The following is a 25,377-nucleotide window of genomic DNA, read 5'->3' on the forward strand; positions in this document are numbered from 1 at the left end:
AGGTCCATCACCACATTGCCGGAGCGGGTGTAGGTGGTGAGATCAAGGTCCCTACATTCATAACAGCGTATTATAGGAACGCGTTCGCATACCACCAATTCGTATAACTCCCATTTCAGCCGCTCCTCTGATTCCAGAAAATCTTTTTAAAACCAGAAACTAAGCCTGAATCACTCCGGGTACCGGTACATCCAGGGGCGTAGCCACGGGGAGGAGCCGGGCAGATGGAATAGTGGGTAGGATTGGCTGATCTTTCAGTTAAGGCTCCGGACCCATGAAAAAACCCATACTGATCATCGGGGGTGTCTCCGTGGACACCGTGATCCAGCTTGATGTGCTGCCACAGCCTGTTCCGCAGACCATCTGGCCAAACGAAAGCTACAGAACCCTGGGCAGTACCGGCGCCGGCAAGGCACTGAATCTGTCAGCTCTGGGGCGTCCCGTCATACTGCACTCCCTCCTGGGACGGGACCAGGAGGCGGGCTTTGCCGGGAGTGCCCTGGGCCTGCCGGGAATTGAGTTGTTGGTAGAAACAACCGATGCACCTACCGAGCAGCACGTGAATCTGATGGACCCGCACGGCGGGCGGGTGTCCCTGTTTGTCCAGCCACCCGCCGAACCGGCATCAGTGGATTGGGCCCCGGTGTGCTCTGCCATGGAACACTGTGAGCTGGTGGTGGTCAACATCCTGGGCTACGCCAGGCCTGCTCTGGCACTGGCCAGAAACGCGGGCAAGCCGGTATGGACTGACCTGCACGATTACGATGGCCACAACTCCCATCACCAGCCGTTTATTGATGCCGCCAGCGTTATTTTCCTGTCCAGTGACAACCTGGCGGGCTATCGCGCGTTTATGGAAAAGATGATCGATGGGGGCAAGGAGCTGGTGGTGTGCACCCATGGCGCTGACGGCGCCACCCTGCTCGACCGGAACGGGGACTGGCTGGAACAGCCGGCATTTCCGGTCGAAGAGGTGCGCGACACCAATGGGGCCGGTGATGCCTTCTTCAGTGGTTTTCTGGCCGGCTACCTGGAAGGGCAAAGCCTGCAGACCTGCCTGAAGCTCGGTGCCGCGTGTGGCGCACTCTGCGTTACGTCACGCTCACTGGCAGCACAGAACCTGAGCCTCCAGCGGCTTTACGACCATTTACGGGCGGGTGGCTGGTAGTTTTTCAGGGCGGATATCAACGCTTCCGGCTGTTGTTCCACAATCACCATATCCGCGTATTCGGGCTTGAGAAATCCGGCACCGGACATCTTGCGGATGAAGGCCAGCAGCTCATCGTAATAGCCATCCACATTATAGAAGGCACAGGGCTTGTTGTGATAGCCGAGCTGGCCCCAGGTCCAGGCTTCGAAGATTTCGTCCATGGTGCCCGGGCCGCCGGGCAAAGCCACGAAGGCGTCGGCCATGTCCGCCATCAGCGCCTTGCGCTCGTGCATGGAGGCCACCACGTCCAGCCTGGTCAGGCCCTGGTGGGCCAGTTCCCGGTCCCGCAGCGATTCGGGGATAACGCCATACACCTCGCGGCCGCCGGCCAGCACGGCATCGGCAACCACCCCCATCAGGCCTACATTGCCGCCCCCGAAAACCAGGTCAATGCCCTGGCTTGCCATATAACCGGCAAACTCAGCGGCGGCTTCGGCAAACCGTTCGTCGTTGCCCCGGCTGGAACCACAAAAGACAGCGATTTTCATGACCGATTCCTGTGAATGGATTCATTGTTTGGTATGTTGATCAGCAGAGTGTCAGGCACCGATCAGCAACTCTGGCTGCCGGGCTTACCGAGATCAACACGGGCTATCTTCCCATGAAAACTGTTTTTTCACCGTTGCACAACCGCCGCACGGCCACAACAGAACTCGACGGCGGTATCCTGATCGCGCCCCATGAGAAGCCGTCACGTGCCGAGACCATACTGGGCCGGGTAAAACAGGAGCAGCTGGGAGAGGTTCTGCCACCCCGGGAGTACGGACTGGGGCCGGTGCTCCGCGTACATACCCAGGACTACGTGGACTTCCTCAGGGTCAGCTGGGCAGACTGGATCGCCGAAGGCAAACCCGGAGAAGCTATTTCCGCCGTCTGGCCCGGACGCGGCATGCGGCACCGGGTACCGAAAGACATTGATGGCCGCCTGGGCTATTACAGCTTTGGCGCCGAAACCTCCATTACCGAAGGCACCTGGGATGCCGTCTGTGCCTCTGCCGATGTCGCGCTGACCGCACAGGCACTGGTGGCCAACGGCGAATCTGCCGCCTTCGCGCTGTGCCGCCCACCCGGTCACCACGCCCACGCTGACCTGTTCGGCGGTTACTGTTTCTTCAACAACGCTGCCATATCCGCCCAGGCCTTCCGGGATCAGGGCGCCAAACGGGTGGCGGTGCTGGATGTGGATTTCCACCACGGCAATGGCACCCAGAGCATTTTCTACCAGCGTGATGATGTGATGACCATCAGCCTGCACGGCGACCCGGACCTGGTGTTTCCTCATTTTCTGGGGTTTGAAGATGAAACCGGCGAAGGTCCTGGCGAGGGCTTCAACCTCAACCTTGTCTACCCGCCCGGCACGCCCTTCAGCGTCTGGCTAGATGGGCTGGAAACCGCCTGCGCCAGGATCGCAGCCTGGCAGCCAGACGCCCTGGTGATTGCCCTGGGCGTGGACACCTTCGAGGATGACCCGATTTCTTTCTTCAAATTGAGGTCTGCAGACTACCTGTTGATGGGGGAGCGGCTGGGCAAACTGAACCTGCCAACGCTGTTCACCATGGAAGGCGGTTACGATGTGGATGCCATTGGTGTGAATGTGGTGAACGTGCTGAAAGGGTTCGAACAAGCCCGGCTATGAACCGGGCTCCTTCAGATTTTCAAACGCTTCCGGATACCGGCGTTTCATCCGGGCAAGGCGGCCGATGGTAATGAAATTGGTCACTACCACCATGCCCTCCGCCAGGGTGCCGCCCACAGAGCCGATGACGATATTATTCAGCATCCAGGCAATGGCGGCAGCCATCAGCATCAACCGCATGGGAATGCCCCGGAGCATGAACATGCCCACGGTACCGAAGATGGCAGCGGCAATGGCGAAGTAATCCACCGGGCTGCGCCAGGTCAGTGCCGCCGCCACCAGGTTCACCGCCAGCACCGCCAGCATCACCTTCCAACTGCCCAGGTACTTCCGGGCCAGCATGATACGGCCAATCACCAGCAAACTCAGTACCGCCGCCGTCCAGCTGCCGAACAGCGCGAACTGCAGCGCAAAGGCCACGTTCGCGGAGATCAGCAGCACCATCAGGCGGTCGTCCCGCTTGCTGGCGAAGCCGACAATGCAGAACCCCAGTGCAATCAGGCTGACGACCTGGCCCGCCAGGTCGGTATAGCTCATCCCCTCAAGCATGGGGATCCATCAGCAACAACAGGGAGTGGCTTTGCCGGGCCCGGATCACCTTCTGCGATAATCCGGGTCCGTCCAGCAAAGCGGCAGGGATTCTCCGGACGGGAAGTTCAGGCCGGCTTTTTCAAAGCTCTCCGGGTCCTGGGCCTCCTCACCGAAGTGCAGGCTGCCCTTCACCGTCGATTCATGGGGATCAAACAGCGCCTGGGTGTCCAGCACTTCTATCATGTGACCGGTCGATTTTTCGGCGAGAAACATAAATCCCTCCCGGATTTCCCTGATGGTGTGTGAAACGATCTAGCTCGCTAACTCAATCTTCCTGAAGTCGAGTGTATTCTCTTTGGGCGAGGCTTCAATGCCCATCACCTCGAAGCGCCGCTTCATTACAATGTAGACGAAGCAGCTGAAGTACAACGCAATCACCAGGGCGCCGACCCATTGGATGCGCAGGAAATCAAGCTGGAACAGCAGTGTCAGGCCACACATGGCGACCAGGTTCCCCAGATAGTACTTGCCCTGGCCCAGCCGCTTTGCCGTCAGGTTCAGGTTGTCGGTATAAAGCCGGATCAACGAATCCAGTGAGTTGATTACCATCAGGATACCGACGGTGATCATCGCGATGTTGATAAACGCGGCAATGTTCAGGCCCTCGGCGTGATAGTGGTACAGCACCGAAAACCAGGTGCCGATGGCAATGGACGGAAACACCAGCATGGCGATCATCAGCTGCCAGGTGCGCAGGCCGCTGACAAAACGGGCGGTGAACTGGCCGATCATGATGCTCCAGGAGAACCACCAGAGCAGGTAAAACTCATGGTAGTCGTTCAGCGGCAGCATGAACTGGTGCAGGTTGGTGAAGTACTCGCCAATCAGACCCGCGGTGCTGAAGAAGTCCCCCACGCTGCCGTTGCCGGTGAGAAACGCACGGCCCCACATCGCCGCAATCAGGGCGATAAACAGCCAGCTGGAACCCAGGCTGAGGATGCGCACGTACTTGATTTTACTGCTGGAATGTACGGCCGCCGCAATCGCCACGAAGACAATCAGGTAGAAGATGGGCACCACGGTTTCCCCGTCGCCGATTTCCGGCAGGTACCAGGGCAGGTTGATCAGCAGCAGGAAGGCGGTGAACGCGCAGGTGCCAATGATCACCACGTTGTTGACCACTTTTACCAGCGGTATGTCGAAGAATTTCACCCGCGGCTCAATCACGCAGAAGTAAAAGCAGGTCAGGAAGTAAAAGCCCCAGATCAGGAAGGCCCAGAAACCGAACTCAATGGCCAGCGGGTTGGCAAACCCGTACTCAGGGCTTGTCCCGAGGTCGCCGTAACCGGCGAATTCTGTCAACGGGAACATGATCAGGCCCACATCGAGGCCGGAGGTAAACAGGATGGCGATAAACGTGAACGTACGTACCGGCGTAACGCCGATGACTTTCAGGTCCCACCATTTGAACAGGATCAACGCGATGGCCGCGAAGGTGAAAATCAGGCCTGTGGATAACCAGAGTGTCATACACACCTCCGGGTACAGGAAATCGCTATTTTATCGGACAACATGGGTGTTCCTCCTCTACTTTGAAGCAATGGTTCATTCGAATCGGACACAAACCCCCGCGTTGACGGGTCAACACTTAACTATCGCGCGCTCAGGACGGCGCGAACTTCGCAGCCGCAGCGACGATAGGTAAGTCCTGATGGTTTGCATAAAAAACCGGCAGCCATTGCGCCGCCGGGATACGGTCAGGCGATCGCGCGTCTGGCGCCCCCCGGGCGCTGACGGTCTCGCCATTGCTCGTCCATTGCCACGGGGGCATCGGACGGATTCAGTGGCTCAACGCCACGAATAAGGTCAGCAGCACGCTCCGCCACCATGATGGTTGGCGCATTGAGGTTACCGTTGGGGATAGTCGGAAAGATGGACGAATCAACCACCCGCAATCCGCTCAGGCCGTGCACCCGGGTATCCGGGCCCACCACGGCCTGGTGGTCCACACCCATCTTGCAGGTACAGGAGGGGTGATAGGCGCTTTCCACCGCCTGGCGGACAAAGGCATCGATTTCCTCGTCGCTCTGTACGTCGATGCCCGGCTGAATTTCCGGGCCCCGGTAGACGTCCATTGCCGGCTGGCTGACGATTTCGCGAGTCAGGCGCACGCAATCACGGAAGCCCTCTCGGTCATCCTCATGCTGAAGATAGTTGAAGAGGATACGCGGTGCCTGCCTGGGGTCGGCCGACTGCACGTACACCGAACCACGGCTCTTGGGCTTGTTGTGGCCGACATGCAGTTGGAAGCCGTCGCCATTGAAGGCTTCCTTACCGTCGTAGCGCATGGCCGCCGGCAAAAAGTGGTATTGCAGGTCCGGCCACTCGACACCCGCTTTGGAGCGGATAAAGCCGCAGGATTCAAAGTGGTTGGTGGCACCCAAGCCATCCTTCTTCAGTAGCCAGCGAACACCGATCTTGAGCTTGTTCCACCAGTCGAGCTTGCCATTAAGAGAGACCGGTTCTTTGCAGCGAAACTGGAAGTAGAACTCCAGGTGATCCTGCAGGTTGCCGCCTACACCAGGCAACTCGTGATTGACGGGGATGTCCGCCTGCTCCAGGACCTCACGGTTACCAATACCCGAGAGCTGCAACAGATGGGGTGACCCAATGGAACCCGCAGAGAGGATCACTTCCTCAGAAGCGGCCACATCCACCAGCTTGCCGGCTTTCTCATAGCGCACGCCGGTGGCCCGCTTGCCATCCAGCAGCACCTTGTGAACCAGCGCATGGGTGACGACGTTCAGGTTGTCCCGCGCCATCGCCGGGCGCAGGTAGGCGTTGGCGGTGGACCAGCGGCGGCCATTCTTGACCGTCATGTGCATGGCACCAAAGCCTTCCTGGCGGGCACCGTTGTAATCATCCGTGGCGAAGTAACCGGCATCCACGCCCGCGTCCACAAAGGCCTTGTAGAGGGGGTTCTGCATATTGTTGCCGTTGTTCACGCCCAGCGGGCCCTGATCGCCCCGGTACTCATCCCCGCCAAACGCCCAGGTTTCCGCCTTCTTGAAATAGGGCAGGCAGTGGCGATAGTCCCAGCCATCGGCGCCCTGTTCCTGCCATTCGTCAAAGTCACGGGCATGGCCACGCACGTAGACCATACCGTTGATGGAGGACGAACCGCCCAGCACCTTGCCCCGGGGGCAGTGCATGCGGCGGTTATCCAGATAGGGTTCCGGCTCGGTCTCGAACTGCCAGGCGTATTTTTTGGTGTTCATGGGGATGGACAGTGCCGTGGGCATCTGGATGAAGATGCTCTTGTCGCTGCCACCGGTCTCCAGCAGCAGCACCCGGTAGCGGCTATCCTCGGTAAGCCGGTTGGCCAGCACACAACCGGCAGACCCCGCTCCTACAATGATGTAATCGTAATTCGCTTCTTTCATACGCAACTCCCGGCAGCCAACTCAGAAAGGGCTGTCTATATCTTCCATTCCCACATACACCGCCTTCAGCTGGGTGTACTGGTCGAGCGTGACACGGCCGTTCTCACGGCCCACGCCGGAGAGTTTGTAGCCCCCCACCGGCATTTCGGCCGGCGACGCCCCGTAACTGTTGATCCAGCAGATGCCAGCCTGGATGCGATGAATCACCCGGTGGGCGCGGCGGATATCACTGGTGAACACTCCGGCGGCAAGGCCGGTGTCGGTATTGTTGGCCCGATTGATCACCTCTTCTTCATCGGAAAATGTCAGTACCGACATCACCGGCCCGAAGATTTCCTCGCGGCAGATGGTCATGTCGTCGGTGCAGTCGGTGAAAATGGTGGGCTCCACGAAGTAACCACCGGGGGCGGATGCCGGTTTTGCGGCCTTGCCACCGTGGCTGAGGGTGGCGCCTTCGGCAATGCCCTTGTCGATATAATCCAGTACCAGCTGCTGGTGTTTACTGGAGATCAGGGCCCCGAAATTGGTTTCCGGGTCAGTCGGGTCGCCGATGCGGATGTTGTTCAGCGTGCGCTCCAACAGCCGGTCCATGAATTGCGAATAGATCGCCTCGTGCACGAATACCCGGGTACCGTTGGTGCAGACTTCGCCCTGGGTATAGAAGTTACCCAGCATCGCCGCCGAAACGGCGTTTTCAACATCTGCGTCTTCGAAAATAATCAGTGGTGATTTGCCACCCAGCTCCATGGTCACGTCTTTCAGGGTAGAGGCCGCTGCGGTCATCACCTTTTTGCCGGTTCCGACTTCACCGGTGAACGATACCTTGGCAATGTCCGGATGATGCGTCAGCCAGGCGCCGACATCTCCCGCACCCTGCACCACGTTGAACACGCCGGCGGGAACGCCGGCCTCTGTAAAGATCTCCGCCAGCTTCAGGGCCCCCATCGGGGTTTCCTCAGAGGGTTTGAAGATCATGCTGTTGCCGGTTGCCAGCGCCGGCGCAGACTTCCAGCAGGCAATCTGCAGCGGGTAGTTCCAGGCACCGATACCGGCACACACGCCCAGGGGTTCGCGACGGGTGTAGTAAAAATCGCCGCCCAGATCCTGCTGGTTACCCTCAACCGAGGCAGCCAGGCCGGCAAAATATTCGAGGGTGTCGGCGCCGGTCACCACGTCCACGACTTCGGCTTCCTGCCATGGTTTACCGGTGTCTTTCACTTCCAGGGCGGCCAATTCGTCGTTGTGCTCCCGCAGCAAAGCCACGGCGCGGTGAAGAATACGGCCGCGCTGGGCACCGGTCATGGCGGACCAGACTTTGAAACCGGCCTGCGCACTTTCGATCGCGGCCTTCTGGATAGCCTCATCGGCGATTTCCATTTCATAGATCACTTCACCCGTGGCCGGGTTGACCACAGGAAAGGTTTCACCGGAGCTGTTGGCCATCGGCTGGCCATTGATGAAGTTCTGATAACGGGGCAATGCAGTCATGGGGTTCAAACCTGGGCTGGTGAATTGGTAGACGGGTTGAGCGCAGTCAATGCAAACCGCTTACACAGCGTTTCCGCTGCGGCGAAACCTTCCTGGGGGTCCGTGCTCAGGGCACTGCGCAGCCAGAAGCCGTCAATCATTGCAGCCATCTGGCGGGCCGCTTCGGTGGCGGCCTGTTTGGGCAAACGCTGGGCGAAGGAATACCGAAGATTGCTGTACAGCCTGGCATTATTGATCTGCTGCAGGCGCTGCAGGCCGGGTTCGTGCATGGAGCGGGCCCAGAAGCTGAGCCAGGTCTTCGCCGCCAGGTCAGAGCGCTGGAACTCGGAAAAGTTGGCTTCCACGATGCACTGCAGGCGCTGCTCCGGAGAGCCGTCCGTACGGGACATCCGTTCCAGCAGTTCCTTGCCAAGCTGGTCCAGCAGGTAGCGCAGTGCCGCTTCGATCAGCCCCTGCTTGCCGCCGAAATAGTGACTGATAATGCCGGATGACATACCGGCACGGCGGCTGATGGAAATGATGGTGGTGTTCTGCAGGCCCAGCTCAGCAATGGATGCCATGGTGGCATCTATCAACTGCTGCTTTCGGGTGTCTTTTACTCCGACAATCGGCATCGTGTTTCGACCTGACTTTTATTAATTGAACGTTCAATTAAAATAAAGTGTACAGAAAGCAACCTGCCAGCACAACCCGAAGCAAGTGCCATAAAAAAAGCCCCGTTATCCGGAAACCGGACAACGGGGCTTGAAACACGAACTGTCAGTTAGGGGTCAGCCGTGTGTGAACCTGTTTTCAGGCGGTGATTCAGGCCGCCTCTTCGTCACTCTCATCAGCGGAGTTACGGATCAGGAAGTCGAAGGCGCTCAGGGCGGCCTTGGAACCGTCACCCATGGAAATCACGATCTGTTTGTACGGCACCGTGGTGGCGTCACCAGCGGCAAACACGCCCGGTGTCGAGGTTTCGCCACGGGCATCGACGATGATCTCGCCATGCTGGCTCAGCTCAATGTCGCCTTTCAGCCAATCGGTGTTGGGGATCAGGCCGATCTGGACAAACACACCTTCCAGGGTAACGTGATGCTCTTCGCCGCTGTCCCTGTCCTTGTAGTTCAGGCCACTGACCTTGCCGTTCTCGCCCACGACTTCGGTGGTCTGCGCTGACGTCAGGATTTCCACATTCTTCAGGCTGCGCAGTTTTTTCTGGAGTACATCGTCTGCCTTCAATTCTGAAGCAAACTCCAGCAAGGTCACGTGGCCGACGATACCGGCCAGGTCGATGGCCGCTTCCACGCCGGAGTTACCACCGCCAATCACCGCTACGCGCTTGCCCTTGAACAATGGGCCGTCACAGTGCGGACAATAGGCCACGCCCTTATTGCGGTATTCCTCTTCGCCGGGCACACCCAGCTGGCGCCAGCGGGCGCCGGTGGACAGCACCAGAGTGCGGGACTTCAGTGACGCGCCGTTGGCCAGGCGTACCTCATGAAGGCCACCCTTGCTGGCTGCAGGAATCAACTTCTCGGCACGCTGCAGGTTCATGATGTCCACGTCGTAGTCTTTAACGTGCTGCTCCATGGCCGCCACCAGTTTGGGGCCTTCGGTATAAGGCACGGAAATCAGGTTTTCGATACCCATGGTATCGGCCACCTGGCCACCAAAACGTTCGGCTACAATGCCCGTGGAAATTCCCTTACGTGCCGCATAGATAGCGGCGGAGGAACCGGCGGGGCCGCCACCGACCACCAGTACTTCGAACGGGTCCTTGTGCTTCAGCTTCTCGGCTTCGCGGGCTTCGGCACCGGTATCCACCTTGGCGATGATCTGCTCCAGGGTCATGCGGCCCTGGCCGAACGGCTTGCCGTTGAGGTAGACGCTGGGCACGGCCATGACTTCACGTTGCTCCACTTCGTCCTGGAACAGGGCGCCGTCAATAGCGGTGTGCCTGATTTTCGGGTTCAGCACACTCATCAGGTTCAACGCCTGAACCACGTCCGGACAGTTCTGGCACGACAGGGAGAAATAGGTTTCGAACTCGAATTCGCCGTCCAGATCTTTTACCTGCTCGATAACCTCATCGCTGGCCTTGGGCGGGTGGCCCCCGACCTGCAACAGTGCCAACACCAGGGAGGTGAACTCATGGCCCATCGGAATACCGGCGAAGCGAACGCCAATGTCACTGCCAATCCGGTTGATGGCAAAGGAGGGACGACGCACATCGTCGGATTCTTCTGTGCGCTGGCTGATTTTGTCTGACATCGGCTCGATTTCATCCAGCAGCTGCTTCAGCTCCTGGGATTTCGGGCTGTCATCGTAAGCGGCAACCAGCTCGATCGGCTGCTGCAGCTTTTCCATGTAGGCTTTCAACTGCTCCTTGATACTGGCATCCAACATGTTCTCTGTTCCCCTTCGGATATCGTAAAACTGAATGTGCGAACTCAGGTTGAGTCGTGAATCGAATCTGTGCGTACGATACGGTCCAGCCAGGTAGAGCTCAAATTAATTGATCCAAAGTATTTGATAGGCCTTTGCTATTCGACTCAGAAAATCAACCAGATAGAAACAAAGAAGGCCCGCAAAGCGGGCCCTCTTACTGGTTTCACTGTTGCTGAAACCTTAGATTTTGCCAACCAGGTCCAGTGACGGAGACAGAGTCGCTTCGCCTTCTTTCCACTTGGCCGGGCAAACTTCGCCGGGATGGTTACGAACGTACTGGGCTGCTTTTACCTTGCGCAGCAGGTCGTCTGCATCGCGGCCGATACCTTCAGCAGTGATTTCCATCGCCTGGATAACGCCATCCGGGTCGATCAGGAAGGTAGCGCGGTCTGCCAGGCCCTGGCCTTCACGCATGACACCGAAGTTGTTGGTGATGGTGCCGGTCTGGTCGCCTACCATGAAGTAGTTGATCTTGCCGATGGTCTCGGAGCTGTCGTGCCAAGCTTTGTGGGTGAAGTGGGTGTCGGTAGACACGGAGAATACTTCCACGCCCAGCTTCTGCAGCTCTTCATACTTGTCTGCCACGTCGCCCAGCTCGGTCGGGCATACGAACGTGAAGTCGGCCGGGTAGAAGAAAAATACCGACCACTTACCTTTTACATCGGCTTCAGAAATTTCAACGAACTCGCCCTGTTTGAAAGCGGTAGCGTTGAACGGCTGAATTTCGCTGTTAATCATACCCATAAGAATTGTCTCCATTTGGTTCATTGAGGCATTGGCTAACTTGAGCGGCACAATGTATTGGTCCGATCAAAAACATTCAAATTGATTGTTTTTAGTTGTTCGATAGGTAAATGCTATTTTGTTCTTAGGCGGGTAATAGCAAAGAACTAATTCGTATTATCGGGTTGAAAGGCACCCTTGTGGAATTCGGTTGCGGCCTCCACTTCCTCTACACCGCAGTCTTTGGGCTCCACCACCACGCCGCCAGCCAGCGCCTTGAGCACCGCGTGTACGCCATAAGACAATGATTCGGTATTGTAACCGCCCTCAAGGATCATGGCCAACCGGCCATTACAGTGCTTGTCTGCAATTTGCTGGACAACTCCGGTCATGGCGGCGAAACCCTCGTAGGACACGTTGAGTGCCAGGTCGAACCAGTGGGCATCGAAGCCGGCGGATACCAGCACCAGGTCCGGTTTGAAGAAGTCCGCAGCCGGCACCAGGATGTCGCGCATAGCCTTCAGATAGGCAACATCGCCCGCGCCACCCGGCATGGGTACATTTACGGTGGTACCCTCTCCGCGTCCTGCACCGACATCCGTCAGCGACCCGGTGCCCGGATAGAATGGTGCGGCGCGGTGCATATCGAAAAACATGACGTCCGGGTCGGCCCAGAAGATATCCTGGGTACCATTGCCATGGTGCGCATCCCAGTCGACAATCAACACCCGCTTACAGCCCAGAGCGGCATGTGCATGGGCTGCGGCAACAGCCACATTGTTGAACAGACAAAAGCCCCTCGCTCGCGCCGGGTCGGCATGGTGGCCGGGTGGCCGTACTACCGCAAACGCACTGCCGGTGCGGCCTTCAACAACCGCTTCCACGGCCGCAATTGCCGTGCCGGCGGCCACTTCGGCAGCCTGGACACTGCCCGGTGAAACAGCCGTGGTATCCACATCCAGCCAGGCGCTTTCATTTCGCAGGGAAAATATGTCATCTAGGAAGGAGCGGGTATGAACCCGACTCAACTCATCCTTGGTCGCCGCCTTGCCAGGCTCGATTCTCACACCGGGGATCGGTTCCCGCGCCAGCAGCTCCATGATTGCCGTTATGCGGCCGGGGTGCTCCGGGTACTTCCATTGCACATCGAGGTCCGAAAGAATGGTGCGAATCCGCTTGTCCAGCCGGCCGGGCAAAAAATCCACATTGGTGTCCGGGGCATGAGCCAGTACTCGCTCATCGTAAAATACAGTGACGTCCTTTTGCTGTACCAAAGCTGTGCCCTCCCTGTTAGAGCTGTCCGACCATCATAGCCCTATCGGGGTAAATCACAATAATTCCAGGAAGTAACTGTATAACCCTATACCAATCAACACGTTGAATGGGAAAGTCACACCGAGCGAGGCCAGCATGGCCAGCCCGATATCCGCCTCGGGAATTGCGTGTCTTACCGCCACTGGCGCTGCGATATAAGAGGCACTGGCGGTAAGGGCGCCAAGGATGACAATAGTGCCGGGTTCGAGCCCCAGCCACACGCCGGTTACCAACCCCGGCAGGGACAGGATTGGCGGCATGCACAGGGCAAAGACAATCAGCCGCCAGTGGCGGAGCTGAATCTTGCGCAGGGTTTCAGCGGCCACCAGCCCCATCTCCAGCAAGAACAGCGACAGCACCAGTGAGAAAGCACCCGTCAGCGGTGCGGTGACCCCGTCACCCTGGTCCGGCCCGTAGAGGATGCCGATAACCACACCGCCAACCAGCAATACCACGCTCCGGTTGGTCAAGGTTTCCTGCCACAGGGGTGTGCCGCTGGTGTTTGTCTGGGCCGTGCCCCGGGTATAGCGTCGATACAGCCACAAGCCGGTAAGAATGGCCGGTAACTCCAATAGCACCAGGTACAGGGTAACCTGCCCACCCGTGGCCATTCCCCGGGACTCCACCCAGGCCAGGGCAACGGCGAAGGTACCCGCACTGACCGATCCGTAGTGAGCACAAAAGCTGGCAGCATCCGCCACGTTCAATTTAACCAGGTGCCGGAGCATCGGAAACAGCACCAGGGGAATGACAAAGCCCAGTGCCATGATCGCCAGCACTTGCGTGACCAGTCCCCAGTGAAGATTGCCATGCAGGGCCATACCGCCCTTGAGGCCGATAGTCAGCATCAGCAGCAGGCTGAGGATGTCGTAAGCGGCTTTGGGGATTGTCAGGTCTGAGCGAAGGGTTCCTGCGATCACTCCAAGCAGGAAGAACATCACGATGATGTCTGGCATGAATCAGAAACTCCGATAAAACAAAGGGCCCCGCAGGGCCCTGGATATAACAAGTGCCAGTCAGGCGGTTCCCACCTGTTGCGAGGCAGACCTGAAAAGCGTCGGGCTTGCCTGCTGGTGTGATGCCGCCACCTTATCTGCCGGTGCCACGTCTACTGCAAATATATGATAGGCCTCCGGGCCGAACGGGTCGAGTGCGGTATCCAGATGCTGGTAACTGGTTGGAACCGGGTCGCCTGAATACACCACGACAAACTGCCGTTCTACAACCGGAATGGCAACGTTCAGTGGTTGTTCCACCCACAGATAGACACCCTTCTGGGGAACAACATATTCGCAACGTACCACGCGGTAACCTTCCCGCAGCTTCAGCGTATTGGGCTCTTTGCCGCATTCGAGACGGAACTTGTGAATGGTTTTCATGGCCGGTTCTCCTTCTGTGGGACACAATGCCATCATCCACAAACCATAAATCGAAAGGAACATGGTTTTTTCTGGTTTATTGTTCGATTTTTTCGATCTTGTCATCCAGCTCCGGGCGCTCCCGCAGTAACTCCGTCACCGCTGCATTATGGCTTCCCCGGGCCCGTGTCACCGCATACAGTGTGTCACGGACCTCCTGGATACTGGCCACATGCACCACCTGGTACTGGCGACAGACCTCGTCCCGGATGGCGGTGGGTGCCGCAAAATACCCCAGGCCTTCCCGGCCGAATACCTTGATCAGGGCACTGTCGTCCACTTCGGCAACCACTTTTACCCGGATATCCTGGCTGGAAAACCAGTTCATCAGGGCGCTGATATAGGGAGCATCAAGAGAGGTTGCCAAGAATGGCTGCCGGTCGAGACTGGCAGGAAAATCCGCAGACAGCGTTTCCGCCAGCTCCGGCGCCGCAAACAACGACATTGAAGAGCTCGCCAGCCGATGGCTGCGGAACTGGCCAGCCTCACCTGACGCAGGCTGGCGGTCAGTCAGCACGATGTCCAGTTCTCGCTGGACAAGCCGCTTCAACAATTCAGTGGTATCCCCGGTACGACAATTCAATCGCACCTCGCGGGACAGGGACAATGCCGGTGCAGTCAGATGGTAGGCAATCAGCTTGTGAATCGAGGCGGCAATGCCCACTGACAGGCTCAGGGGCCTGTTTTCCGGCGGCTGCCGAAGCACATCCGTCAGCGCCTGGGCGGTCTGGAACATGTCGTCTGCGTAACCGAATACCGTCTGCCCGAAATCGGTCAGTTGCAGGGCCCGGTTGGCTCGGCGGAACAGAGCGTTACCCAGAGCGGATTCAAAAGTCGCCAGTTGGCCGCTCAGGGTCTGCGGGGTCAGCTCAAGGCTTTCCGCCGCCCGGACAATGGACCCCTCACGGGCAATTACCCAGAAATAATGGAGGTGGCGAAGGTTCAGGTTATCCATCTCTGACATCACTCTTGGTTTATTATTGATCCCAGGATTTATTCGCCAGTCTTCGGAGGCGACCACAGCGGAACGTCTTCCTTACTTGGAGGCTGCCAGTCCTGCTGCATGACGTGACCAAGGGTCTCTTCCAGTTTCATGAAAAGTTCGCCGTAACGGGGACTGAAACGGATACCCTCTTCAATGTCCTTCCAGGCATCGAACAAATCATCCTCGTGGGCCTTTTCATTATTAATAAAAGCCCAGGTCATCTGCCGTGCCCGCAATGGGTGTACGCCGAACGCGGTCAGGGCATGGCCACCCAGTTCCAGGGCGGAGTGATAGGTTTCGCTGACCACATCATCGGCGCCGGCCTGGCGCAACTGATAGCCATGGCCTCTGTCAAAGGCCCGGGCCAGCACCCAGACACCGGGGTAGTGTTGCTTGACGTGCTGAACAAGTGCCACTGCCCGATCCCGGTCGTCAATGGCCACGACCAGCAGGCGCGCGTTGGCAATGCCCGCGGTCTCAAGCAGGCCCATTCGGCTGGCGTCACCGAAGTAACTCTTGATGTGAATACGGCGCAGGTTTTCAATCTGGTCGAGGGCCAGGTCCAGAGCCACGATGGGCACCTTACTGGCACGCAACAACCGGCATACGATCTGGCCGAAACGCCCAACACCGGCGATGATTACCGGGGCCTGTTCCTCGATGGTATCCGCTTCCCGCTGGTCATTCCGGGCATCACGGTATCGCGGCAAAACCAGCGTGTCGTAGGCGATGAACAATAGCGGCGTGAGGAACATGGACAGCGCCACCACCAGGGCCAGTATCTGGGCGATATCCGCCGGGATAACCCGGTTCTGCATACTGTAGGTCAGCAGCACAAAACCGAATTCGCCGGCCTGGGCAAGGCCCAGGGTAAACAGCCAGCCATCCCGGCCGCGTAGCCCAAACAGCAGCGCCAGAATCAACAGCACGGAGGCCTTCACCACGATCACCACCAGCGCGAGGGTCAGAACCGTGCCCCACTGCGCCGCCAACACCTCGAAATTGATGCCGGCACCCACAGTGATAAAGAACAACCCCAGCAACAGTCCCTTGAAGGGCTCGATATTGGCCTCCAGCTCGTGGCGGAATTCGCTGTTAGCCAGCACCACACCTGCCAGGAAAGCGCCGAGGGCCGGCGACAGGTTGACAACGCTCATCAACGCAGCGATGCCAATTATCAGCATCAGTGCAGTGGCGGTAAATACCTCACGCATACCGGACTTCACCACATAACGGAACAGTGGCCGACTCAGGTAGTGACCACCAACAATCACCGTGGCCACTGCGCTGATCACCACCAACGCATGAGCCCAGCCCGGCAGGTCCGCCACCAGGCTGAAAGCGCTGTGAGAATCCGCTTCAGACGCGCCAACAGCCGCAAGGCCGGTCACCGTTAGCAGAGGAATGACAGCGAGCATGGGAATAACGGCGATGTCCTGGAACAACAGCACCGAGAAGGCACCACGACCTCCCTCTGTCTTGCTGAGCCCTTTCTCGTTGAGGGTTTGCAGGACAATAGCGGTGGAAGACAGGGAAAAGATCAGCCCCACTGCAATGGTAGTTTGCCAGGGCAACCCCAACCACCAGGCGATGACCATACCGGCGCCAGAAGTCAGCACCACTTGCAGGCCACCAAGCCCGAGCAATCGGACACGCATGGCCCAGAGAGATTTCGGGTCCAGCTCCATACCCACCAGGAACAGCATCATCACCACGCCAAACTCGGCGAAGTGCTGAATGGTGGCGGTTTCCTGTCCCACCAGCCCTGTCACAGGCCCAATCACCACACCGGCGACCAGATAGCCAAGCACAGACCCGAGCCCCAGACGTTTTGCCATCGGCACTGCAATAACCGCAGCGGTCAGATAGATAAACGCCTGGATAAAGTATTCAGTCATCTCGCTTCGTCCTTATGCATGATCAATGTGAGTCCCGCCAGGCGTTCATTGCTTCCAGCCTGCTGCGCATACGCCGGACGTGACTGCCTTCCCAGTAAAGCTGACGACAGGTGACACACGCCCATACCGTATCATTGCTTACCCCACCCGGTCCCGGGTGAAAGAGCTGCTTCTCCCGCTCGCTGGCTGTGTGCAGTGGGGTATTGCAGTTTTTGCAGCGGCTGAACGGGGCCAGGCACCAATCCAGGTCCAGCCGGAGAGTCAGCTCCCTCAGCCGGGCCTGGTCATCCCGACCCGACAGAAACAGCACATAGAAAGGCGCGCAGGCAAACTCCAGCAGGTCCGCATCCGCGGTAACCAGCCATCGCTGCTCCGCGCGGGAGCAATCCACCAGTTGCCTGTCTGGCGAGCCCGGGGCAGGCAAGGAGGTATCGTACCCGGCCACCCGCAGCCACTGCGCCACGTTGATCAACATCTCGTCGCACAGAAAGCGCAGCGGCGCCAGTGGACACAGGCTGCCTTCAATCAACTTCATACCATTCTGACCGGAACCTGTCCGGCTACCACTCCAGTTGTGCCCCGGTCTGGTACTCGATCACCCGGGTTTCAAAAAAGTTCTTCTCCTTACGCATGGTAGCCTGCTCATCCAGCCAGGGCGACACGTTCTTCGCCCCCGGGAACGGCTCTTCCAGGCCCACGGTTCTGGCACGACGATTAGCCACAAAGCGGAATTGTTCGCTGTGGTACTCGGCGGAGTAGCCGAGGATGGGGTCGCGCAGAATGTAGTTGGCGTAGGCGGTTTCGGCGGCCTCGGACTCGTCCCACATGTCTCTGACGGCTTTCGGATCGAGGGTGATGTTTTCCTCTTCGAGGATCTGGTTGACCACTTTCAGGCCGAAGGAGAAGTGCATGGCCTCGTCTCGCAGGATGTACTGCAGCTGCTCACCGGTACCCCGCATCAGCCCGCGGCGCTGCAGCGCAAAGATGGGGCTGAAGCCGTTGTAGAACCAGGCGCCCTCGAAGACCGCTGCGAAGAACAGATAGGACATGATGAATTCCTGCAGGTCGTCCCGGTTGCGCAGGTTCAGGTCGGAGCGCATGGCGGCGTCCAGGCGCCGGTTGGCCATCTGGATCTTGCCGTTGATGGCGGGCACCACGCGGTAGCGGTTGTAGATTTCGCTCTGGTCGAGGTTGAGAGTTTCGATGCAGTGCTGGTAGGCCCAGGTATGCATGGCTTCCTCGTACACCTGCCGGGCCTGGTAGATCTGCAACTCAGGCGCGCTCATTTTCTCCATCACCGCCAGGCCGATGTTGCGCATGGCGAGGATGTCGGAGGTGGTGAGGTAGGCCAGCACGTTCTCATAAACGTGTTTTTCAGGCGCGGACAGGCGGTGGTGATAGTCGTGAACGTCCTGAGCCATGTTGACGTCCAGCGGCGTCCAGTGGTTCTTGTTGGCGTTCATGAAGTACTCCCAGGCCCAGGGGTACTTGAACGGGGCGAGCTGGTTGATATCGGTCTCGCCGTTGACCACTCGTTTGTCGTCGGCATTGACGGGGGCCGGGCCTTGGGGGGTGGTTTGGGTGGTTGGTTCGTCGTCCCAGTTGAGCATGTGTCTTACCTCTGAATTTGTTTTTCGTAGGTCGGATTACGCTTCGCTAATCCGACCTACATTTACTGGAGAACTACTGGCAGGCTTCGCAATCCGGCTCGTCAATACTGCACACCTGCGGCTGCGGCGCCGCTACCGGGGCGGTCTTTTCTGCACCGGTGGCGCCCAACGAGCGCAGGTAATAGGTGGTCTTCAGGCCCCGTTCCCAGGCCAGCTGATACAGCGCATCCAGCTTCCTGCCACTGGGTTCGGCCATGTACAGATTCAGGCTCTGGGCCTGGTCGAGCCATTTCTGGCGTCTTGCGGCGGCTTCCACCAGCCATCGGGGGTCGATTTCGAACGCGGTGGCGTAGCGGGCTTTCAGTTCATCGGGAATGCGGTCGATCTGCTGCACGCTGCCGTCGAAGTATTTGAGGTCGTTGACCATCACGTTGTCCCATAGGCCTTCGGCCTTGAGGTCACGCACCAGGGAAGGGTTCACCACGGTGAACTCGCCGGAGAGGTTCGATTTCACGAACAGGTTCTGGTACGCCGGTTCGATCGACTGGGACACCCCCACGATGTTGGAGATGGTCGCCGTCGGTGCAATGGCCATGACATTGCTGTTGCGCATGCCGTTCCTGGCAATCAGCTCCCGCACCGGGGCCCAGTCCAGGCGGCTGTCGGTGTTAAGACTCAGATCCCCGTCACGGCGGTTTTTTTTCAGCAGGTTAATGGAATCGATGGGCAGGATGCCTTGTTGCCAGAGGGAGCCTTCATAGGTCTCATAGGCACCACGTTCGCCAGCCAGGGTTGCGGAGGCGCGAATGGCGAAGTAACTGATCTGTTCCATGGCCACGTCGGCAAATTCCACCGCTTCCGGGCTGGTGTAGGGCAGGTTGAGCTGATAAAGCGCGTCCTGGAAGCCCATCAGCCCCAGGCCCACCGGGCGGTGCTTGAGGTTGGAGTTCCTGGCCTGGGGTACGGCGTAGTAGTTGATATCAACAACGTTGTCGAGCATGCGCACCGCGGTGTTCACCGTGCGTTCCAGGCGCTGCAGGTCCAGCCCGCCATCACGGATATGGGCGGCGAGGTTGACGGAGCCCAGATTGCACACGGCGATTTCGTCGGCGCTGGTGTTCAGGGTGATTTCGGTACACAGGTTCGAGCTGTGCACCACGCCCCGGTGCTGCTGGGGTGAGCGCAGGTTGCAGGGGTCTTTGAAGGTGATCCAGGGATGGCCGGTCTCGAACAGCACCGTCAGCATCTTGCGCCAGAGCTGTTTGGCGGGGATCTTCTTTGACAGCGTGATTTTACCCTGCTCCGCCAGCGCCTCGTAGTGCTCGTAGCACTCACGGAAAGCATTGCCATAGAGATCGTGAAGATCCGGTACGTCGTTCGGGGAGAACAGGGTCCAGTCTTTGTCTTCGCGCATGCGCTCGATGAGCAGATCCGGCACCCAGTTGGCGGTGTTCATATCGTGAGTGCGGCGGCGTTCGTCGCCGGTGTTCTTGCGCAGTTCCAGGAATTCCTCGATATCCAGGTGCCAGCTTTCCAGATAGGCGCACACCGCGCCCTTGCGTTTGCCGCCCTGGTTGACCGCCACGGCAGTGTCGTTCACCACTTTCAGGAACGGCACCACGCCCTGGCTGCTGCCGTTGGTGCCTTTGATGTGGGAGCCCATGGCGCGAACCGGCGTCCAGTCGTTGCCCAGTCCGCCAGCCCATTTCGACAGCATGGCGTTGTCGCGGATGCTGCCGTAGATACCTTCCAGATCGTCCTGCACGGTGGTGAGATAACAGGAGGACAGCTGGGAATGCTGTGTGCCGCTGTTAAACAGGGTTGGCGTGGAAGCCATGTAATCAAAGGAAGACAACAGGTCATAGAAGTCGATGGCGCGGGCGTTTGGATCGTCCTCCTTCAGGGCCAGGCCCATGGCGACGCGCATGAAAAATACCTGGGGCAGTTCCAGCCGGGCATCGTTCCGTTTCACGAAGTAGCGGTCGTAGAGGGTCTGCAGGCCAAGGAAACCGAACTGGTAGTCCCGCTCCGGCTTCAGGGCAGCGCCCAGTTGTTCCAGATCAAACGTCGCCATGGCCTCATCCAGCAATTCATCGCGGATGCCCTGGTCAATAAACGCGCTCAGGGCCTGTGGATAAATCTCTGCCAGCGGCCGACTGGCAGGCAGATCCAGGGCGCTGGCAGTTTCCAGCCGTAGTTGTTCCAGCAACAGGCGAGCGGTCACCGCGCTGTAATCCGGCTCCTGCTCAATGCGGCCGCGGGCGGTCATGATCAGGGCGGAGATGACTTCTTTCTCGGCAATGCCGTCGTACAGGTTCCGCAGCGCTCCTGCCACCAGGGATTCGCCGTTAATACCCTCCAATCCCCGACTGGCGTGTTCCACCTGGACTTTCATCAGCCCCAGGTCCAGCGGTGCCACTTCACCGTTGGCTTTTTTTACCGTCAGCGTGGGGTGGGCTTCCACCGGTGCCAGGCTGGCACGCTCCTGGGCATGGGCTTCGCGGTAGAGTACGTAGGCGCGGGCAACTTTCTGTTCCTCCGCCCGCATCAACGCCAGTTCTACCTGGTCCTGGATGTCTTCGATGTGTACCTTGCCACCCGCTTTCAGGCGGCGGCTGATGGCCTGGATGACCTGCCGGGTGACACGCTCCACAGCATCGTGAATGCGGGCTGAGCCGGCGGCTTCGTCACCTTCCACGGCAAGGAAAGCCTTGGTGACGGCCACGCTGATTTTGGCAGGATCAAATCCAACCAGGGTTCCGTTGCGTTTAATAACCTGCAGGGAGGCGGTGCTGGATGTGGCTGATTGGCCGGGCTCGGCCAGGGAGGTGGACATGTCGGTTCTCCTGAATACGCGTTGTTTCCATGTCCTTCGCGCAGGCAGAGAGAATCGGAGGGCATATCACCGTATAAACGGGGTAAACGTCGGTACACGTAGGTCGGATTAGCGAAGCGTAATCCGACATTGGTGCCCGCATAAACCATGTTTGTCGGATTACGCTTCGCTAATCCGACCTACGGTTTTACGATTCTGCTCACCCTATACGCGAAGGTGCAGTTGTATCCCTGGCAGGTCTTCGGACTCAGGGGCGTGAACCGTGTGGTTCGACCTTGCGTGGCGACTTCCCGGTGTTAACCAGTGTCTGTGTGCCACGCTTGTTCCCCAATACCGCTGCGCGTCAGTTCCGGATTCTCACCGGATTCCCGGTACCATATCTGGTACTTAACCAAGGAAAAAAACACTATATACAGTAATATCAATGACGACAAGGCACTTTTAAACCGGTTGCCGGTCAGTAATCGGAACCTCGGGAGGGCACCATGAACCACGCATGCAGATACTTACTGGCATCCCTGATCCTGTCCATGTCACTGGCGCAGGTGCACGCAGACAACGCGGACAACTCGCTGATAACACCATTTTCTGAGATGACGTCTCTGGAGGATGGCTGGGAGCCGCTGGAATTTCCCAATATCGACCGCCATAGCCGCTACCAGCTGGTTGACGACAACGGCGAACAGGTTGTCGAAGCTACCACTGACGACAGCGCCTCCGGGCTCATTGCTCGCGTATCGGTGGAACCCGGGGACTCGCTGATCCTGCGCTGGCGCTGGAAGGTGTCGAATGTGTTTGAACAGGGCGACGCCCGCAGAAAGGACGGTGATGACTACCCCGCCCGCATCTACGTGGCGTTTGAATTCGAGCCCGAAGAAGCCGGCTTTTTTGAGCGCGCCAGGCGCAAGGCGGTGGAGGTGGTGTTCGGTGAGGAACTACCGGGTAACGCCCTGAACTATATCTGGGCCAATCAGTTGCCGGTGGGAGAAATGGTCGCCAATCCCTTCACCGATACCACGATGATGGTGGCGGTGAATTCCGGGGCGGACACGACCGGCAGCTGGGTTACCGTGGAGCGGGATATTGTGGCGGATTATAAAGAGGCCTTTGGCCGCAAACCACCCAAGCTGGCGGGGGTTGCCATCATGTCGGATTCCGACAACACCGGGGAATCCGCTACTGCCTGGTACGGCGACGTTCAGTTGATCAGGCCCTGAAGCAGATCGGCCAATCCCGGAAGCTGAAATCCTCCGTTCAAAACCCTGGGTTTCGGAACCTCCCCGCGTTCGGCAAGACGCAGGTAGGCATCATCAAACTCGTTCCGCAACTGAGCGCTTCTCGGATTAGCCAGCGAGAACACCCAGGCAGCATTCCGGGTGCGCACGGGGTACTCGCGAATACCGCGGATCGGAAATTCCTCCAGCACGGCGTTTACCGGGTCCTGATAATCCAGCAGATAGTCGCCCCGCCCTCGGTTCAGCATTGCCACGGCCGCCTGGTGGTTGGGCGCTTCGGTGATCGATATGCCAGGGGTGCGTGCCAGATGGTCAGCCATGCCACCATAGGTGTAGCCGGAAATAAGAATCAGGGTTTTGTCCTTCAGATCGTCGAAGTGCGAAACCGGCGGCATATTCTCCATTCCCCAGACACTGAGCGTGAATGGCAGCGGGCTTACAAAAGTCTCCAGAACTTCGCCTTCAAGGGCAGGTACGTCGGTAACACCGGGCCATATGTCGATGCCGCCCGTGCGAAGGTAATAATAGGCACGACTCACAGGAAGGTAACGGAAATTCACATCGTATCCTGCTTCGTTCGCCACGCGGCGAGTCAGATCGATAAACACGCCCTCGGCACGGCCATCGATACCCTCATAAGTCAGGGGAGGTACATCCACATAACCCACTATCAGGGTGTCGCGGGTCGGCTGGGCCTGAGCAGGGCCGGCAAGAACAGCGAGGCAAAGGGAAACCAATAATGCAAAGGCCAATGGGCGGGTAATCGAATCCCACCCGCAATACAGGAAATCGCAAGAAAGCTTGGTCCGGATTCGGGCTGTTATTATCATCGTTGCCGCTGGCCATTGTCTTGTTACCACTCCAAAAAGAGTAACAGACCTGCACAGGAATGCACTGTCCGCAAGGCAACAATTTCCGATAGCACGAGCTGCTGCTGGCTCTAAACCAGGTTGATGACGCTGAACAGGCCTACAGCACCCATCACGATCGTGTAGGGAAATGCCATGATCACCATACGTCCGTAGGATAAACGCACCAAGGGCGCAATGGCAGACGTCAGCAGGAACAGGAACGCCGCCTGTCCGTTCGGCGTGGCGACACTGGGCAGGTTGGTACCCGTGTTAATAGCAATGGCCAGTTCCTGGAAGTGATCGTAGTCGATACTGCCGGCATCCAGTGCCTGTTTGATTTCGCTGATGTACACCGTAGCCACAAAAACGTTATCGCTGATCATCGACAGCAGTCCGTTGGCGATAAAGAACATGCCCGGCTGCTGGTCCTTTGGCAGGCTGAGCACAAAATCGATGATCGGCTTGAACAGGTGCTGTTCGTGAATGACGGCGACGATGGCAAAGAACACCACCAGCAGCGAGGTAAAGGGCAGGGATTCCTGGAATGCCTTGCCGATCTGATGCTCGTCGGTAACGCCGGTGAACGAGGTGATAAGGATGATCACCAGAAGACCAATCAGCCCCACCTCCGCCAGGTGGAAGGCCAGGCCGACAACCAGAATCAGTGCAGCCATTGCCTGCACCCACAATGCAGCCTGGTCGGCCTTGGTCCGCTTGGTACGTTCGTTGTCGGCAAATTCCTCCAGCACCTGGCGCACCGGTTTCGGCAGGCGGGCGCCATAGCCAAACCAGCGCAGCTTTTCCAGCGCCCAGCAAGTAGTCAGACCTGCAGCCAGCACCGGCAGGCTGACCGGCGCCATATGCAAAAAGAAGCTGGCAAAGTCCCAGCCCACTACCTTGGCGATCAACAGGTTCTGGGGCTCGCCCACCATGGTGGCCACCCCGCCCAGCGCGGTTCCAATGGCACCGTGCATCAGCAGACTGCGCAGGAATGCCCGGAACCTGTCCAGGTCTTCGCGATGCAGCTCAATCACCTGTTCATCGCTGTTGGCGTTATGGTCCTTGTGTTGGTAGCCCTTGCCCGATGCCACCTTGTGGTACACCGAATAGAAGCCCACGGCGACGCTGATGATCACGGCGGTAACGGTCAGCGCGTCCAGGAACGCCGAAAGCAGGGCAGCAGCGGCACAGAACAGCAATGAAAGCGCAGATTTCGAGCGCACGCCCACCAATATCTGGGTAAAGGTCACCAGCAGCAGCTCTTTCATGAAGTAGATACCCGCCACCATGAACATCAGCAGCAGGATAACCGGGAAGTTCACCAGTACTTCGTGGTACACCGCGTCCGCCGTGGTCATACCGATCAGCAGGGCTTCGGTCGCCAGCAGGCCACCCGGTAACAGGGGATAGCACTTCAGCGCCATGGCCAGAGTAAATATGAATTCGCCCACCAGAACCCAGCCAGCTACAGCTGGCCCAAGAGTCCATAGAATCAAAGGATTGGCAATCAGGAAAAGGATGATGACCTGTTTGTACCAGGCCGGTGCATTACCCAGGAAGTTGTGGGTAAAACCAGAGAGAACGGTAGTGGGCATTACAGGATTCTTCTGAGTAAACGGACGAGTGACAGTATGTGGTAACCGGCCCTTATCTTCCTTGATATTTACGTACCCGGTAATCCCTCTAAGGTACCGGGTAGGTGACTATTTGGTCTTACACGCGACAAGGAAGAGCAGCCGAACGACCACCCCAAAAAGATTCGTAAT

General features: G+C 58.3%; 22 protein-coding genes and 1 riboswitch. Of the genes, 3 read left to right on the forward strand and 19 right to left on the reverse strand.

What is annotated here, in order from left to right; translation table 11 throughout:
* The first annotated feature begins 274 nt into the window (after positions 1-274).
* Entirely contained in the window at positions 275-1,168 is an 894-nt protein-coding gene (locus FDP08_RS12400; RefSeq protein WP_137436453.1) for a carbohydrate kinase family protein, read from the forward strand.
* Here FDP08_RS12400 and FDP08_RS12405 read toward each other — a convergent pair.
* The gene (locus tag FDP08_RS12405) at positions 1,138-1,698 is read right to left on the reverse strand and encodes an LOG family protein (protein WP_137436454.1); all 561 of its coding nucleotides are present in this window, start codon (positions 1,696-1,698) and stop codon (positions 1,138-1,140) included. The two genes, FDP08_RS12400 and FDP08_RS12405, sit on opposite strands and share 31 nt — an antisense overlap.
* Positions 1,699-1,811: 113 nt before the next feature.
* Between FDP08_RS12405 and FDP08_RS12410 the strand changes: the two genes are divergently transcribed.
* Positions 1,812-2,846, forward strand: coding sequence for a histone deacetylase family protein (locus FDP08_RS12410; RefSeq protein WP_137436455.1), 1,035 nt, complete (start codon positions 1,812-1,814; stop codon positions 2,844-2,846).
* On the opposite strand, the gene FDP08_RS12415 is transcribed toward FDP08_RS12410, so the two are convergent.
* The 16 genes from FDP08_RS12415 to FDP08_RS12490 form a co-directional block, all read right to left on the reverse strand.
* A complete protein-coding gene (locus FDP08_RS12415) occupies positions 2,841-3,395 on the reverse strand; it encodes a YgjV family protein (protein WP_137436456.1) in 555 nt (184 codons plus the stop codon). The two genes, FDP08_RS12410 and FDP08_RS12415, sit on opposite strands and share 6 nt — an antisense overlap.
* 45 nt (positions 3,396-3,440) lie before the next feature.
* The gene (locus tag FDP08_RS12420; protein ID WP_137436457.1) at positions 3,441-3,650 is read right to left on the reverse strand and encodes an acetyltransferase; all 210 of its coding nucleotides are present in this window, start codon (positions 3,648-3,650) and stop codon (positions 3,441-3,443) included.
* A 39-nt stretch (positions 3,651-3,689) separates the two neighbouring features.
* Positions 3,690-4,907 (reverse strand): BCCT family transporter, encoded by a 1,218-nt coding sequence (locus tag FDP08_RS12425; RefSeq protein ID WP_137436458.1) that lies wholly within the window; start codon positions 4,905-4,907, stop codon positions 3,690-3,692.
* Positions 4,908-5,134: 227 nt separating this feature from the next.
* Positions 5,135-6,820, reverse strand: coding sequence for a choline dehydrogenase (gene betA, locus FDP08_RS12430; protein ID WP_137436459.1), 1,686 nt, complete (start codon positions 6,818-6,820; stop codon positions 5,135-5,137).
* 21 nt (positions 6,821-6,841) lie between these two features.
* Positions 6,842-8,308 (reverse strand): betaine-aldehyde dehydrogenase, encoded by a 1,467-nt coding sequence (gene betB, locus FDP08_RS12435; RefSeq protein WP_137436460.1) that lies wholly within the window; start codon positions 8,306-8,308, stop codon positions 6,842-6,844.
* 5 nt (positions 8,309-8,313) lie between these two features.
* The gene (gene betI / locus FDP08_RS12440) at positions 8,314-8,922 is read right to left on the reverse strand and encodes a transcriptional regulator BetI (protein ID WP_137436461.1); all 609 of its coding nucleotides are present in this window, start codon (positions 8,920-8,922) and stop codon (positions 8,314-8,316) included.
* 190 nt (positions 8,923-9,112) lie between these two features.
* On the reverse strand, positions 9,113-10,699 hold the full coding sequence (gene ahpF / locus FDP08_RS12445) for an alkyl hydroperoxide reductase subunit F (RefSeq protein WP_137436462.1): 1,587 nt from the start codon (positions 10,697-10,699) through the stop codon (positions 9,113-9,115).
* Positions 10,700-10,921: 222 nt separating this feature from the next.
* Positions 10,922-11,485, reverse strand: a complete 564-nt coding sequence (ahpC, locus tag FDP08_RS12450) for an alkyl hydroperoxide reductase subunit C (protein WP_170979027.1) — start codon at positions 11,483-11,485, stop codon at positions 10,922-10,924.
* Positions 11,486-11,631: 146 nt separating this feature from the next.
* On the reverse strand, positions 11,632-12,738 hold the full coding sequence (locus tag FDP08_RS12455) for a histone deacetylase family protein (protein ID WP_137436463.1): 1,107 nt from the start codon (positions 12,736-12,738) through the stop codon (positions 11,632-11,634).
* 54 nt (positions 12,739-12,792) lie between these two features.
* The gene (locus tag FDP08_RS12460) at positions 12,793-13,734 is read right to left on the reverse strand and encodes a sodium-dependent bicarbonate transport family permease (RefSeq protein ID WP_137436464.1); all 942 of its coding nucleotides are present in this window, start codon (positions 13,732-13,734) and stop codon (positions 12,793-12,795) included.
* 60 nt (positions 13,735-13,794) lie between these two features.
* Positions 13,795-14,157 (reverse strand): DUF7352 domain-containing protein, encoded by a 363-nt coding sequence (locus FDP08_RS12465; RefSeq protein WP_137436465.1) that lies wholly within the window; start codon positions 14,155-14,157, stop codon positions 13,795-13,797.
* A 76-nt stretch (positions 14,158-14,233) separates the two neighbouring features.
* Positions 14,234-15,151: a LysR family transcriptional regulator gene (locus FDP08_RS12470; protein ID WP_137436466.1), complete on the reverse strand. Its 918-nt coding sequence runs from the start codon at positions 15,149-15,151 to the stop codon at positions 14,234-14,236.
* Positions 15,152-15,189: 38 nt separating this feature from the next.
* A complete protein-coding gene (locus FDP08_RS12475; RefSeq protein ID WP_137436467.1) occupies positions 15,190-17,079 on the reverse strand; it encodes a monovalent cation:proton antiporter-2 (CPA2) family protein in 1,890 nt (629 codons plus the stop codon).
* Between the two features lie 22 nt (positions 17,080-17,101).
* The gene (locus FDP08_RS12480; protein WP_137436468.1) at positions 17,102-17,614 is read right to left on the reverse strand and encodes a Mut7-C RNAse domain-containing protein; all 513 of its coding nucleotides are present in this window, start codon (positions 17,612-17,614) and stop codon (positions 17,102-17,104) included.
* Positions 17,615-17,639: 25 nt separating this feature from the next.
* A complete protein-coding gene (locus FDP08_RS12485) occupies positions 17,640-18,689 on the reverse strand; it encodes a ribonucleotide-diphosphate reductase subunit beta (protein WP_137436469.1) in 1,050 nt (349 codons plus the stop codon).
* Positions 18,690-18,762: 73 nt separating this feature from the next.
* Positions 18,763-21,525, reverse strand: coding sequence for a ribonucleoside-diphosphate reductase subunit alpha (locus FDP08_RS12490; protein WP_137436470.1), 2,763 nt, complete (start codon positions 21,523-21,525; stop codon positions 18,763-18,765).
* A gap of 215 nt (positions 21,526-21,740) precedes the next feature.
* Positions 21,741-21,936, reverse strand: a riboswitch (cobalamin riboswitch).
* A gap of 74 nt (positions 21,937-22,010) precedes the next feature.
* Between FDP08_RS12490 and FDP08_RS12495 the strand changes: the two genes are divergently transcribed.
* Complete coding sequence (locus FDP08_RS12495) at positions 22,011-22,742, forward strand: DUF3047 domain-containing protein (protein ID WP_137436471.1); 732 nt, start codon at positions 22,011-22,013, stop codon at positions 22,740-22,742.
* Here the strand turns inward: FDP08_RS12495 and FDP08_RS12500 are convergent.
* Together FDP08_RS12500 and nhaB are read right to left on the reverse strand one after the other, a co-directional pair.
* Positions 22,724-23,590, reverse strand: a complete 867-nt coding sequence (locus FDP08_RS12500; protein ID WP_137436472.1) for a substrate-binding periplasmic protein — start codon at positions 23,588-23,590, stop codon at positions 22,724-22,726. The genes FDP08_RS12495 and FDP08_RS12500 overlap by 19 nt on opposite strands.
* A gap of 110 nt (positions 23,591-23,700) precedes the next feature.
* Entirely contained in the window at positions 23,701-25,206 is a 1,506-nt protein-coding gene (nhaB, locus tag FDP08_RS12505; protein WP_137436473.1) for a sodium/proton antiporter NhaB, read from the reverse strand.
* Between the last annotated feature and the right edge of the window lie 171 nt (positions 25,207-25,377).

The organism is Marinobacter panjinensis, assembly GCF_005298175.1.
In the GTDB taxonomy this organism is placed as follows: Bacteria; Pseudomonadota; Gammaproteobacteria; order Pseudomonadales; family Oleiphilaceae; genus Marinobacter; species Marinobacter panjinensis.

What these genes read in the sequence shown, in the direction of transcription:
- FDP08_RS12400 (WP_137436453.1), top strand. Translation starts at nt 275, where the DNA reads ATGAAAAAACCCATACTGATCATCGGGGGTGTCTCCGTGGACACCGTG.
- FDP08_RS12405 (WP_137436454.1), bottom strand. Translation starts at nt 1,698, where the DNA reads ATGAAAATCGCTGTCTTTTGTGGTTCCAGCCGGGGCAACGACGAACGG.
- FDP08_RS12410 (WP_137436455.1), top strand. Translation starts at nt 1,812, where the DNA reads ATGAAAACTGTTTTTTCACCGTTGCACAACCGCCGCACGGCCACAACA.
- FDP08_RS12415 (WP_137436456.1), bottom strand. Translation starts at nt 3,395, where the DNA reads ATGCTTGAGGGGATGAGCTATACCGACCTGGCGGGCCAGGTCGTCAGC.
- FDP08_RS12420 (WP_137436457.1), bottom strand. Translation starts at nt 3,650, where the DNA reads ATGTTTCTCGCCGAAAAATCGACCGGTCACATGATAGAAGTGCTGGAC.
- FDP08_RS12425 (WP_137436458.1), bottom strand. Translation starts at nt 4,907, where the DNA reads ATGACACTCTGGTTATCCACAGGCCTGATTTTCACCTTCGCGGCCATC.
- betA (WP_137436459.1), bottom strand. Translation starts at nt 6,820, where the DNA reads ATGAAAGAAGCGAATTACGATTACATCATTGTAGGAGCGGGGTCTGCC.
- betB (WP_137436460.1), bottom strand. Translation starts at nt 8,308, where the DNA reads ATGACTGCATTGCCCCGTTATCAGAACTTCATCAATGGCCAGCCGATG.
- betI (WP_137436461.1), bottom strand. Translation starts at nt 8,922, where the DNA reads ATGCCGATTGTCGGAGTAAAAGACACCCGAAAGCAGCAGTTGATAGAT.
- ahpF (WP_137436462.1), bottom strand. Translation starts at nt 10,699, where the DNA reads ATGTTGGATGCCAGTATCAAGGAGCAGTTGAAAGCCTACATGGAAAAG.
- ahpC (WP_170979027.1), bottom strand. Translation starts at nt 11,485, where the DNA reads ATGGGTATGATTAACAGCGAAATTCAGCCGTTCAACGCTACCGCTTTC.
- FDP08_RS12460 (WP_137436464.1), bottom strand. Translation starts at nt 13,734, where the DNA reads ATGCCAGACATCATCGTGATGTTCTTCCTGCTTGGAGTGATCGCAGGA.
- FDP08_RS12465 (WP_137436465.1), bottom strand. Translation starts at nt 14,157, where the DNA reads ATGAAAACCATTCACAAGTTCCGTCTCGAATGCGGCAAAGAGCCCAAT.
- FDP08_RS12470 (WP_137436466.1), bottom strand. Translation starts at nt 15,151, where the DNA reads ATGGATAACCTGAACCTTCGCCACCTCCATTATTTCTGGGTAATTGCC.
- FDP08_RS12475 (WP_137436467.1), bottom strand. Translation starts at nt 17,079, where the DNA reads ATGACTGAATACTTTATCCAGGCGTTTATCTATCTGACCGCTGCGGTT.
- FDP08_RS12480 (WP_137436468.1), bottom strand. Translation starts at nt 17,614, where the DNA reads ATGAAGTTGATTGAAGGCAGCCTGTGTCCACTGGCGCCGCTGCGCTTT.
- FDP08_RS12485 (WP_137436469.1), bottom strand. Translation starts at nt 18,689, where the DNA reads ATGCTCAACTGGGACGACGAACCAACCACCCAAACCACCCCCCAAGGC.
- FDP08_RS12490 (WP_137436470.1), bottom strand. Translation starts at nt 21,525, where the DNA reads ATGTCCACCTCCCTGGCCGAGCCCGGCCAATCAGCCACATCCAGCACC.
- FDP08_RS12495 (WP_137436471.1), top strand. Translation starts at nt 22,011, where the DNA reads ATGAACCACGCATGCAGATACTTACTGGCATCCCTGATCCTGTCCATG.
- FDP08_RS12500 (WP_137436472.1), bottom strand. Translation starts at nt 23,590, where the DNA reads ATGATAATAACAGCCCGAATCCGGACCAAGCTTTCTTGCGATTTCCTG.
- nhaB (WP_137436473.1), bottom strand. Translation starts at nt 25,206, where the DNA reads ATGCCCACTACCGTTCTCTCTGGTTTTACCCACAACTTCCTGGGTAAT.